Here is a 12,253-nt window from a genome sequence, read left to right as displayed (position 1 = left end):
CCGCTTTGGGGAAAGCGGCCAGAAGGTATGTTTTTATTTGAATGTATGCGTGTGTTGCGCCTCAGCGCCCGCGGATCCGCGGGTCCAGCGCATCGCGCAACCCGTCGCCGAGGTAGTTCACGCTCAGCACCGTCAAGGAGATCGCCATGCCGGGCCAGAACACCCGCTCGGGGTGTTGCTGCAGGTAATCGGTGGCATCAAACAGCAACCGCCCCCAGGTCGGGAAGTCCGGCGGGAAGCCGAGGCCGAGGAAGGAGAGCGACGATTCGGTGATGATCGCAGTGGCAATCCCCAGCGTGGCCGAGACCATGATGGGCGACAGCACGTTGGGCAGGATATGCCGGGTGATCAGCCCGCTGTTGGTGGTGCCGATGGATCGCGCCGCCATCACAAACTCGCGCTCCTTCAGGGCCAGCACATCGCCGCGCACGATCCGTGCGGTTGGCATCCAGCTGGTCACCCCGATGGAGACCACGATCAGGATGAAAATCCCCTGTTCCGGCCCAAAGGCCGCATTCAGCGGTTCGCGGAACAGCAGCATCATGACCAGCAGCAGCGGCAATAGCGGCAGCGCCAGGAACAGGTCGGTGAGGCGCATCAGCGGCCCATCCAGCTTCTTGAAAAAACCGGCCATAACCCCGATGAATGACCCCAGGAACAGCGCCAGCAGCATCGCGGTCAGACCGACGGAAACCGAGGTGGCGCCACCCGCCATCATCCGGGCCAGCATGTCGCGGCCCAGCTGATCGGTGCCAAAGGGATGCGCCCAAGTGGGGCCCTGGTTACGGGCGCGGATGTCGATCTTGGTGGCCTCAAGGTCCCACAGGTAGGGGCCGAGATAGACCGCCAGGATGATGAACAGGAACAAGGCTCCGCCCATCAGCGCACCACGGTGGGATTTGAACTGGTCCCACACGTCCAGCCACTGGCTGCGCGGCGGTTTCGCAGGTTGCGGATTGCTCAACTCAGTCATAGCGGATCCTCGGGTCAAGAATGCCGTACAGCACGTCGGCTATCAGATTGAACAGCACGATCAGCACCGCAAAGATAAAGGTCAGCGTCTGCACCATGGGCAGGTCGTTGGCCTGAATGGCGCCGATCAGCAGCTGGCCGATGCCATTCACCTTGAACACCTGCTCGGTGATGATGGCGCCACCAAAGATCGCCGGAATCCCCAGCGCAATCACGGTGACCACCGGGATCATCGAATTGCGCAGAACATGCACCATTACCACGACATATTCGCTGAGACCCTTGGCCCGCGCGGTACGCACATAATCCTGGTTCAGGTTGTCCAGCATCGAGGCGCGCATAAAGCGGCTGAGCTGTGCGGTGATCTGCAGCGCCAGCACCATCACCGGCATGATCATCTGCTTCAGCTGGTAGACAAAGCTGTCCCAGCTGTCGACCACATGGGTGGTGTCATAGATCGACGGGAACCAGCCAAGCTGCACTGAAAAGATCACGATCACCAGCACACCGGAGAAGAACGGCGGCACCGAGAAGCCGACCATCGACACGAATGTGCCCAGCTGGTCGAACCAGCTGTATTGACGGTAGGCGGAATAGATGCCGATCGGCAGCGCGATCAGGATGGCGACCACATAGGCGGTGCCGACCACCCACAGGGTCTGCGGCATCCGCTGCACCACGATATCCATCACTGGCGAGCGGGTCTGCCAGGAAATCACCCTGAGCTTGCCGTCAGCCAGGCCGGTGCCGAAGATGTTGTCGATCAGCACCTGCGGTTCGATCCAAAAGAACTGCACCAGCCATTTCCAGAACCGGATATGCATCGGCTCGCCCAGGCCCAGGGCCAGGCGCATCTTTTCTTTGACTTCAGCGGGGACGGTCAGGGGAACCTGCGCCATTGGATCGCCGGGGGCGAGCTCCAGCAGCAGGAAGATCACGAGGCTGATGAACAGCAGTGTCGGAACTGCCAGGATCAGCCGCCGGATTGTAAAGGTCAGCATCTGCTAAGCGCCTTTGCAACTTGTATTGAATTCGGAACATGCGGAGAGAGGCCCCGCGTCCAGGCCATGCGGGGGACTGCGGCGCTGCCCTTCCGGATGGCAAGGGGCCCCGGCATGTGCCGGGGCCCCGGAAAAGCAAGCCGGGCTTACTTGATGCGGTACCAGTCAGCTGCGTTCCACAGCTCGCTGTCCCAGACGTTCAGGTTCACACCGCCCAGGGTATTGGAATGCGCCGACAAGCGGCCGCGGTGCACCAGCGGGATCATGCCGCCGTTTTCAACCATAATGTCGTTCAGGCGGCGGCCGATCTCGGCACGCGCTTCCAGACCGGCTGTCTTGCTCAGCTCGGCGTGCAGCTGGTCGAACTCCTCGTTGCAGAAGCGCGAGATGTTCTGGCCCTGCCACTGCGTGTCCGGACGCGGAGCCTGATCGCACAGACCGTTGCCCAGGTAGGCCTGCGGGTCGGTGCCGTCAAAGTTGTTGGCGTACATTTCGACGTCGGCATAGAACTTCTGGAAAGTGTCGGGCGAACCCGGGTCGCCGCCGAAGAACACCGAAGCGTTGATGTTGCGCAGCTCGGATTCGATGCCGATCTGGCTCCACCATTCCTTGATCAGCGCCTGGAAGTCCTGACGCACAGCGTTGGTCGAGGTCTGATACAGGATTTTCATCGGCTTGCCGTCAGGGGTTTCCCGCACGCCGTCGCCATTGGTGTCCTTGTAGCCGGCTTCCTCCAGCATCGCCTTGGCGCCTTCGATGTCCTGAGTGGAGCAGTCAAAGGTGTCGGAGGCAAAGGCCGCAGGTGCGGGCACCCAGTTGCAGCTGACTGCGCCTGCTTTGCCATAGCCGATTTCCACCAGCAGCGGACGGTCGATAGCCATCGACATCGCCTTATAGACAGCCGGGTCCTTCAGGAACGGATGCGGATGCTTGGCAGTCGCGCGCTCGCCCTCGGGCAGGCTTGATGACGGATCGGTCTGGTTCAGCATGATGCGTTCCACCAGCGAACCGAAGCCCGCAACCGGTGTGCCTTTACCGCCCGCTTCCATCTGGGCGATCACTTCCGGCGCCAGTTGCAGGTTCCAGGCATAGTCGAACTCGCCGGTTTCCATTACCGCACGCCCCGCAGCGGTTGCGTCACCGCCGCCTTTGAACAGAACCTTGGCAAAGGCCGGCTTGGCCGGGTCGCGGTAGTTTTGGTTGGCCGACATGGTGATCACGTCGTTCGGCTTGAACTCATCGACCACAAACGGGCCGGTGCCGATCGGGCCAAAGTTGGCATCGGTGCATTCCGGCGCCCGGGCACCGGTGCAGTTTTCAAACTGCGCCTTTTGCAGGATCGGGCCTTCGCCGCCCACAAACGGGCCGTAGGGGAAGGGGGTCGGCTTGTCGAAGGTGACCTTGACGGTCAGATCATCCAGCGCTTCGACATTTGTGACACCTTCATATTTGGTCAGCTGGGCGCAGCCGCCCTCGGGATGCATGCAGTAGTCTGCGGTGAACTTGACGTCATGCGCAGTGACACCGCTGCCATCGGACCACTTCATGCCGGGCGCGATTTTCCAGGTTACAGAGGTCAGATCCTCGCTGACCCCGCCATTGTCCACAGTTGGAATTTCTGCGGCCAGATAGGGAACCATGTTGCCCTGCGGGTCGTAGCGCGCCAGCGGTTCAATCACCAGCGACGAGGACTGGATGTCCTTGGTGCCGCTTGACAGATACGGGTTCAGGATCGACGGCGCCTGCCAATAAATGATGTTGACCTGGCCGTCTGACCCGCGTTCGGCAAAGGCCGCCGGCGCGAGGGAGGCAGTGGCAACAGCCCCCATCAATAGGGATTTGAGTTTCATCACACTCTCCTTGTCGGACACGTTTCGTGTCTTATTTGTTGGCCGGACTCTTTGGCCCGGACGATTGCCGCATCACTGCGGAAATGTAGCATTCGCGCCTGCAGGCAGCCAAAAAACGAAGAAACTAAGCAGTCTTAACATTTTGCCGGGCAGACCGGCGCGGGGCGCATTGCAGGCAGCCACTGGTGGTATCGAAGACCAGTTCACCGGAAATTGCAAATTCCAATTTCGATCACCCTATGCATTATTTGCATGAGCATTTTTGTGCAAAGTAGAGTTTACTCTGAAAGCTGAGGCCTCCGTTCCCGGCAGGCTTGGCAATAATAAGGCAGGGGAGCCGTCATGCTGGACAACACCATTGCGTCCATAAGAAATCTGCGGGTGGAGTTTCAGACCAAGGACGGCCCTGTCACCGGCGTTGAGGATGTCTCCTTTGATGTCAGCCCGGGCGAAACCGTTTGCATCGTGGGCGAATCCGGGTCGGGCAAATCGGTCTCTTCGCTGTCGCTGATGCGGCTGGTGGAGTTCGGCGGTGGAGAGATCGCGGGCGGCGAGCTGTTGTTCAACCGGCGTGAGGGCGGCGAGACCAATCTGGCCAGCACCGAACAGGAGATGATGAAGCAGATCCGAGGCAACGAGATCGGCATGATCTTCCAGGAGCCGATGACCGCGCTGAACCCGGTGTTCACGGTGGGCCGCCAGCTGACCGAGGGTCTGCGCATCCACAAGAACATGTCCAAGTCCCAGGCCGAGGAACGCGCGCTGGAACTGCTGAGCCAGGTCCGCATCCCCGAGCCGGAGCGGCGCCTGAAACAATACCCGCATGAATTGTCCGGCGGCATGCGTCAGCGGGTGGTGATTGCCATGGCCATGGCCTGCGAGCCGCGGCTTTTGATCGCCGACGAACCCACAACAGCGCTGGATGTGACTATCCAGGCCGAGATCCTGGCGCTGATGGACCGCCTGAAACGCGAGACCGGCACCGCAGTGATGTTCATCACCCACGACATGGCCGTTGTGGCGCAGATGGCCGACCGCGTTGTCGTCATGTTCCGCGGCAACAAGGTTGAGGAAGGCTCTGTCGAGGAGATTTTTGAGAATCCCAAGCACGACTACACCAAGGCGCTGCTGGCCGCAGTTCCAAAACTCGGCGAGATGCGCGGCAAGAAATACCCCGAGCCGATGAAGCTGCTGGGGGTCGAAGGCCAGAAGATCGAACCGATCAAGGGCACGGAGGAGGTGCTGCTGGACGTGCAGAACCTTACAACCCGTTTCCCGGTCAAAGGCGGGCTGTTTCGCCGCACGATTTCTAATGTCCACGCAGTAGAAGATGTCTCTTTCAAGGTGTTCAAGGGCCAGACCCTGTCGCTGGTTGGGGAATCCGGCTGCGGCAAATCCTCGGCCGGCCGCTCGATCCTGCGGCTGGTGGAGCCTGATTCAGGCAAAGTGGAGTTTGAGGGCCGCGATGTGCTGGGTTTCAACGCCTCCCAGATGCACAAGGCGCGCCAGGACATGCAGATGATCTTTCAGGATCCCTTTGCGTCCCTGAATCCGCAAATGCAGCTGGTGGATCAGGTGGCGGAACCCTTGCGCAACTATGGGCTGGCCTCCGGCTCGGAACTGCACGACCGGGTCGCAGGCCTGTTTGACCGGGTGCATTTGCCGCGCAGCTTCATGCGCCGCTACCCGCATGAGATGTCCGGCGGCCAGCGCCAGCGGATCGCCATCGCCCGCGCCCTGGCCCTGAACCCCAAGCTCATTGTCGCGGACGAGGCGGTCTCGGCGCTTGACGTGTCGGTGCAGGCGCAGGTGCTGAACCTGATGATGGAGCTGCAGGCGGAACTGGGCCTGTCGTTCCTGTTCATCAGCCACGACATGGCAGTGGTGGAACGCGTCAGCCATCAGGTCGGCGTCATGTATCTGGGCCGCATCGTTGAGCTCGGTCCGCGCGAACGTGTGTTTGAAAACCCGCTGCACGCCTACACCCAGGCGCTGATGAAAGCTGTGCCGATCGCCGACCCGCGCCAGCGCAAATCGGAGAAAGAGCTGAACTTCAAACCGATCCCCTCGCCGATCCACGAAGTGGGGTATGAGCCGGAACCGTCGGAGTACCTGGAGCTGGAACCCGGCCATTTCGTGCTGACCACAGACAGCGGCTACTGATCATGGCCGCCAGATTGACGCCTTTGGAGATCATGCAAGCGCTGGTCTCCTTCCCGACCGTGAGCCGCGACACCAACCTGCCGCTGGTGGATTGGGTGCAGGAATACCTGTCCTTGCACGGTATCGAAAGCCACCGCTGGACGGATCCGCAGCAATCGCACAAGGCCGCCGTCTTTGCCCATGTTGGTCCTTGGGAGGAGGGTGCCGTGGTGCTCTCGGGCCACACCGATGTGGTGCCTGTGGACGGCCAGCCCTGGGACACGGATCCTTTCACAGTGGTCGAGAAAGACGGCAAGTACTTCGGCCGCGGCACCTGCGATATGAAGGGCTATGACGCGCTGGCGATCTGGGCGCTGGTGGAGGCGCAGACCCAAGGCGTTAAGCGACCGCTGCAACTGGCACTGAGTTTCGACGAAGAGATCGGCTGCACCGGCGCTCCGCCTATGATCGCCGCGATGCAGCCTGTTCTGCCCAAGGGGGCGGCGGTGATTGTCGGCGAACCGTCGATGATGCAGGCCGTCACCGGCCACAAGGGCGGCACCGGCTATGACACTCATTTGGTCGGGTTCGAAGTGCATTCGTCGCTGATGCACACCGGTGTCAGCGCTATTATGCAGGGCGCCCGGCTGATCGACTGGGCCAACCTGAAGAACGCTGAGAATATGGCCAAGGAGCCGGGCGAGGTGCAGGCGATGTTCTCCCCGCCTTGGACGACCTGCCACGTCGGCATGATCGAGGGCGGCACCGCCCACAACATCACCGCCAAGGACTGCCGGTTCATGATGGATTTCCGGGTGGTGCCGGGGGAGAGCGCCAGTGATTGGGAAGCCGCCTATCTCGCCAAGGTGCGCGAAATAGAAGCGGAGATGCAGATGATCCACCCGGACGCCCGCATTGACGTGTCCAAGCATTTCGACGTGCCCGGACTGGTTCCGGAACAAAACGGCGAGGCAGAGGCGCTGGTGCGCCGGGTGACCGGCGACAACGGCTCCCATGTGGTCAGCTACGGTACTGAAGCGGGCCAGTTTCAGCAGGCGGGTTATTCCGCAGTGATCTGCGGTCCTGGCGACATCGCGCAGGCGCATCAGCCCAACGAATTTATCACAATCGCCCAATTCAATGCGGGTCACGACTTCATGCGCAAGCTGGTGGAGAAGCTGAGCGGGAACTTTCCGCTGCCTTGAATCCGGGCGTTTCATGCTCGGATTGGTGCTGAAGGTGTACAGATGCTGCAGGGGGAGCGCGGATGCCGCCTCCGCCCTGGCGGGTTCCGCCGCGTCCCGGCGGGACCGGATACTTGCGAAGCTAAGTTTTTTCGCGGACAGTCTGCCGCAACGGAACCTGAAACAAAAAGGGGAGGGGAATATGCCGGCCAAGAACCGTTTTGCCGAGATGCACCAGGAGATCACCGCTTGGCGCCATCACCTGCACGAGAACCCCGAACTGATGTACGAGGTGCACGAGACTGCCGCCTTTGTGGTGGAGCGGCTCAAGGAGTTCGGCGTCACCGATATCACCACCGGCGTGGGTAAGACCGGGGTGGTGGCGGTGATCGAGGGCAGGACCAATACGTCGGGCCGCGCTATCGGCCTGCGCGCTGATATGGACGCGCTGCCAATCCCTGAAGCCTCGGGGGTGGGCTACGCCTCCAAGACGCCCGGCGTGATGCACGCCTGCGGCCATGACGGCCACACCTCGATCCTGCTGGGGGCGGCTAAGTATCTTGCAGAGACACGGAATTTTGACGGCAAGGCAGTTCTGATATTTCAGCCCGCAGAAGAAGGCGGCGCAGGCGGCAAGGCGATGTGCGACGACGGGCTGATGGACCGCTGGGGCATCCAGGAGGTCTATGGCCTGCACAATATGCCCGGCCTGCCAGTGGGTGAATTTGCCATCCGCCCCGGCCCGCTGATGGCGTCTTCGGATGAATTTGTCATCACCGTCACCGGCAAGGGCGGCCATGCCGCCGCCCCGCATGAGGCGATTGATACGACGCTTGCGGCCTCGCAGATCGTGGTCTCGCTGCATTCGATCGTCTCGCGCAACGTCGACCCGGTAAAGCGGGTGGTGCTGACCGTCGGCACGTTTGAGACCGACAGCACGGCTTCGAACGTGATTGCCCATACCGCCAAGCTGCAAGGCACCGTCCGAACCCTGGATCCGGAGTGCCGCACCCAGGCCGGGGATTGGGTGCGCCGGGTTGCCGAAAGCACGGCGGCGGCCTTTGGCGCCACAGCCGAGGTCGAGTGGGTTCCAGGCTACCCCGTTACAATCAATGATGAAAACGGCACCGTCCATGCGGTGGAGGCAGCGCAGGCGGTCTCTGCCAAGGTCGACACTGAGACCCCGCCGATTATGCCATCCGAGGATTTCTCTTACATGCTGGAGCAGCGCCCCGGTGCCTATATCTTCCTCGGCAACGGCGACACCCAGATGTGCCACCACCCGGCCTATGTCTTTGACGACGAGGCGATCCCGCTGGGATGCAGCTGGTTTGCCGAGCTGGTGGAACGAAGAATGCCTGCGGCCTGAGGCTGCGGGGAAAAGACAACCAAAGGAGCGAGAAATGCCGGTCAAGAACCGCTTTGCCGAACTGCAGGATGAAATCACCGCCTGGCGCCGTGACATCCACGAAAACCCGGAAATCCTGTTCGAAACCCACCGTACCAGCGCGCTGGTCGCGGAAAAACTGCAGGAATTCGGTTGCGACGAGGTGGTGACCGGCATCGGCCGCACCGGCGTGGTGGGCGTGATCAAGGGTAAGGCGGACACATCGGGCAAGGTCATCGGCTTGCGCGCCGATATGGACGCGCTGCCGATCCATGAGCAGACCGGGCTGGAGTATGCCTCCAAGACCCCCGGTGCGATGCATGCCTGCGGCCACGACGGCCACACCGCGATGCTGCTGGGCGCGGCTAAGTACCTTTCCGAGACACGGAATTTCGACGGCACCGTGGTGGTGATCTTCCAACCCGCCGAAGAAGGCGGCGGCGGTGCCAAGGTGATGTGCGATGACGGGCTGATGGACCGCTGGAACATCCAGGAAGTCTACGGCCTGCACAATTGGCCGGGCCAGCCGCTGGGCTCCTTCGCCATCCGCCCCGGTTCGTTCTTTGCCGCCACCGACCAGTTCGACGTCACTTTCGAAGGCCGCGGCGGCCATGCTGCCAAGCCGCATGAAACCGTGGATACCACCGTTCTGGCAGCCCAGGCCGTGCTGGCGCTGCAGACCATTGCCTCGCGCAACGCCGACCCGGTGCATCAGATTGTGGTCTCGGTGACCTCGTTTGAGACGTCCTCGAAGGCGTTCAACGTGATCCCGCAAAAGGTGCAGATCAAGGGCACCGTGCGCACAATGTCGGGGGAGATGCGCGACCTGGCCGAGAAGCGGATCAACGAGGTCTGCACGGGTATCGCGGCGACCTTTGGCGGCACCGCAGATGTCACCTATCATCGCGGTTACCCGGTGATGGCGAACCACGGCGCGCAGACTGAGTTCGCCGCCAAGGTGGCCGCCAGTGTTTCCGGTTCCTGCGAAGACGCGCCGCTGGTGATGGGCGGCGAGGATTTCGCCTTCATGCTGGAAGAGCGCCCGGGCGCTTATATTCTGATGGGCAACGGCGATACTGCGATGGTGCATCATCCGGAGTATAACTTCAACGATGACGCGATCCCTGCAGGCTGCAGCTGGTGGGCGGAGATCGTCGAGCAGCGGATGCCGGCTGCTTAGCCTTATGCGGGGAGGGGGCTGTTTGCCCCCTCACGAGCCTGCGGTTCAATTCACTTGCCGAGGCAAGGGCCCAGCTCGCGGCTTATCTCCGCGGTCGAAGCTTGCGATCGCTGAATTGCCGCCCGGACCACATGCGTGGCCGTGGCAACAACCAAGAGCGGAAGCGTAAATTTGCGGGCGATGCGCGGCCTCGCCCGGTTTCCGGGGCATGCGCCGAATAGCGCGACGCCGGAGGAGTTGCGGGCATTTCAGCTTGATATGAAGGAACGGGGCGTTGGTGCGCCAACCTTCAATAACCGGTTGACGGTGCTGAGCTTCTTCTATGCAACCAGGTGTCTGCGCCCGGAGAGTGAAGGCGGAAAGGAAAACGATCCTGTCACTCGTTTTCCCGCTGAACGCGGCGCATGCGTTATCAGCGGGCAGCCAAGAAGATCCCCGTGGCGCTGAGCGCCGAGGACGTGTCACGCCTTCTGGAAACCGCGCCCGGACCTGGATTGCGATGCCGCGCTGCCTTTAGCGTGGCTTTCGGCGTGGCGCACGGCTTCGCCGGGGTCAGGAAGAAGGTGCCACCCCACAGGCTGAGGCACAGCTTTGCAACCCATCTGCCGGGGGCCGGGACTGATATCCGGGTCATTCAGGTTTTGCCCGGGCACGCCAAGCCGGAGACCACCACCAAAGGTGGCGGCCAACACCTTTCAGGATGTAGCCAGCCCCCTTGATCTGCTCATGAGACGGGAGGCCAATCCCGGTCAGGCAGGGCTCAGATGCCCCGTCCCGGACTGGAGGTCGCGGATATCTTCCGCGCCCGCGGTGCTGCCTGCCGTCATGACCATGCCGGACACCTGAACCTGCCACAGTTGAAGGTAATGTCCGCGATTGAGAGCTGCCGGACCGCAGCGCTCGGCGGGCATGCTGCCCGTCGAATACTTCCACGCGGTCTTTACGCTGCCAGCCCGGATCGCGGGTATTGCGTTTCAGAACAAGGCGGCGGCCTATGGCTTGCTGGTCAAGGTGTCGTCCCAAACGCTCCTGACCATCGCAGCCGGTCCAAAACACCCGGGTGTGAAGACCGGCATGACATCGGTTCTGCAGACGTGGGGTTCGGCAATGACCCATCACCCGCACGTGCATGTTTTCGTGCCGGGAGGCGGGCTGCCGCCAGATGGCACCCGCTGGAGCGCCTGCCGCCCAGGCGGTTTTCCTGCCGGTGAAGGTCCTGTCGAGGCTGTTTCGGCGCTCTGGCGGGATGAGCAAACCCGGATACCTTCGCTGCCCATCCCGCGCCGCTGCGCAAAACCAACCGGGCCGTTTATGCCAAACCGCCCTTCGGCGGGCCGGATGCCGTGCTTGCCTATGTGAGCCGGTATACCCACCGGGGGGCTATCTCAAACCATGAATGGGGGACGAAGGTCATGCGCCTGCCGGCAGATGAGTTCATCCGCCGCTTGCTCAACCCTGTCCTGCCCACCGGCTTCCACTGCATCAGACACGCTGGCTTCCTCGCCAATGGTATCCGGCGCGACAGGACGGGACGGATCAGGAGCTTGCTCGGCAAAGAGCAAAACCCGGATCAGGCGGCCGAAAACGATCAGCGCACCGGCACGGATGAAGAGGACCAGCTTCGAGCTGGCCCGGAATGCGGCAGCGCGATGCGTGTCATCGAGACCTTCCTGCGCGGCCAAACTCCAAAATCCCGCGCACGCCCAAGGGAGGAATTTCTTTTGGGTCAAGGGTGACTTTAGCCTTCAGTGCACGGCGTCAAATTTCCGCCATGAACCAGCAATACGCTGCCCCAAATGAAACAGATTCTTATCGCTGCAATATTTTTGCTCGGCACCGTAACTTCCGCCCTTTCGGAGGCGGCTGCGGACGTTGCCTTTGTTGCAGATGCGCATATGCGTTGGTCAGATGCAGAAGAAAGGGTAACAAGCCTTAGACAAGAGGTTTACACTAAACTGCAACCGGGCTTTGCGGATTTGGGGGCCGAAATTATAAACTCCGACCGGTTTTGGGAGGAACTGGCAGGCGACTTTGATGCTGAACTTCTTAAGTTGATCCGTGGGAATGTTGCCGCCGTCTACCAAGAGGTGCTAACGACCGAGGAAATCGCTGCCTTGGCAGACTTCTACCGCGCAGACGAGGGGCGCGTCTTGTTGGAGCAGGGCGTGACGCCTGTCACTTTCACCTCTAACGTTGCGTTTTTTACTGAAGGAGCGGGCGCACCGCTTGCTGAACATTTGTTGGAATTAGAATCAAGTATGGAAGCCAAGGGGGAAACCGTAACCCAATATCTGCGCGCAGTTTTCTCGCCGGTACGGATCGCCGACATCATAGAAATGGAAGAAGTGATGGCGTTTGCGGATGAAAGCCGACGAGCAGTGGTTGCAGAAGCCTTGCGCAACGCAGAATGACACCGCGCTAGTTAGAGTTTCTCAATAAAATATTCTGGCAAAACATGCCGGTTTTTCAATTTTCATTACCTAACCAAACTGATGCGGACATTGAGAGACAATGCAGCATTAAACAGGTTGGCTCTG

General features: G+C 61.2%; 9 protein-coding genes and 1 pseudogene. 7 read left to right on the top strand and 3 right to left on the bottom strand.

The genetic code is table 11. From position 1 onward, the window contains the following. Positions 1-61: 61 nt before the first annotated feature. From ETW24_RS12950 to ETW24_RS12940, 3 genes are all read right to left on the bottom strand, one after another. Positions 62-973 carry an ABC transporter permease gene (locus tag ETW24_RS12950; RefSeq protein ID WP_129371430.1) on the bottom strand — a complete coding sequence of 304 codons (912 nt, stop codon included), beginning with the start codon at positions 971-973 and terminating at the stop codon, positions 62-64. Then, a complete protein-coding gene (locus ETW24_RS12945) occupies positions 966-1,973 on the bottom strand; it encodes an ABC transporter permease (RefSeq protein WP_129371429.1) in 1,008 nt (335 codons plus the stop codon). Before ETW24_RS12945 ends, ETW24_RS12950 begins: the two co-directional genes overlap by 8 nt. 146 nt (positions 1,974-2,119) lie before the next feature. Further along, complete coding sequence (locus tag ETW24_RS12940) at positions 2,120-3,823, bottom strand: peptide ABC transporter substrate-binding protein (protein ID WP_129371428.1); 1,704 nt, start codon at positions 3,821-3,823, stop codon at positions 2,120-2,122. Between the two features lie 342 nt (positions 3,824-4,165). Between ETW24_RS12940 and ETW24_RS12935 the strand changes: the two genes are divergently transcribed. The 7 genes and pseudogenes from ETW24_RS12935 to ETW24_RS12900 all read left to right on the top strand — a co-directional run bounded on the left by ETW24_RS12935 (position 4,166) and on the right by ETW24_RS12900 (position 12,127). Next, entirely contained in the window at positions 4,166-5,986 is a 1,821-nt protein-coding gene (locus ETW24_RS12935; protein WP_129371427.1) for an ABC transporter ATP-binding protein, read from the top strand. 2 nt (positions 5,987-5,988) lie between these two features. After that, positions 5,989-7,170 carry an acetylornithine deacetylase gene (gene argE / locus ETW24_RS12930; protein WP_129371426.1) on the top strand — a complete coding sequence of 394 codons (1,182 nt, stop codon included), beginning with the start codon at positions 5,989-5,991 and terminating at the stop codon, positions 7,168-7,170. 181 nt (positions 7,171-7,351) lie between these two features. Then, positions 7,352-8,518 carry a M20 aminoacylase family protein gene (locus ETW24_RS12925; RefSeq protein WP_129371425.1) on the top strand — a complete coding sequence of 389 codons (1,167 nt, stop codon included), beginning with the start codon at positions 7,352-7,354 and terminating at the stop codon, positions 8,516-8,518. Positions 8,519-8,552: 34 nt separating this feature from the next. Further along, positions 8,553-9,716: a M20 aminoacylase family protein gene (locus ETW24_RS12920; RefSeq protein ID WP_129371424.1), complete on the top strand. Its 1,164-nt coding sequence runs from the start codon at positions 8,553-8,555 to the stop codon at positions 9,714-9,716. Between the two features lie 404 nt (positions 9,717-10,120). Then, complete coding sequence (locus ETW24_RS25115; RefSeq protein WP_302664660.1) at positions 10,121-10,435, top strand: tyrosine-type recombinase/integrase; 315 nt, start codon at positions 10,121-10,123, stop codon at positions 10,433-10,435. A gap of 45 nt (positions 10,436-10,480) precedes the next feature. Beyond that, a pseudogene (locus tag ETW24_RS12905) lies at positions 10,481-11,452 on the top strand (IS91 family transposase). A 60-nt stretch (positions 11,453-11,512) separates the two neighbouring features. Further along, on the top strand, positions 11,513-12,127 hold the full coding sequence (locus tag ETW24_RS12900; protein ID WP_129371422.1) for a DUF2059 domain-containing protein: 615 nt from the start codon (positions 11,513-11,515) through the stop codon (positions 12,125-12,127). Positions 12,128-12,253: the final 126 nt, after the last annotated feature.

It is taken from the genome of Leisingera sp. NJS204, from assembly GCF_004123675.1.
Taxonomy (GTDB): domain Bacteria; phylum Pseudomonadota; class Alphaproteobacteria; order Rhodobacterales; family Rhodobacteraceae; genus Leisingera.
Note: the sequence above shows the minus strand (reverse complement) of the source record. Positions and strands in the feature narration are given on the sequence as shown.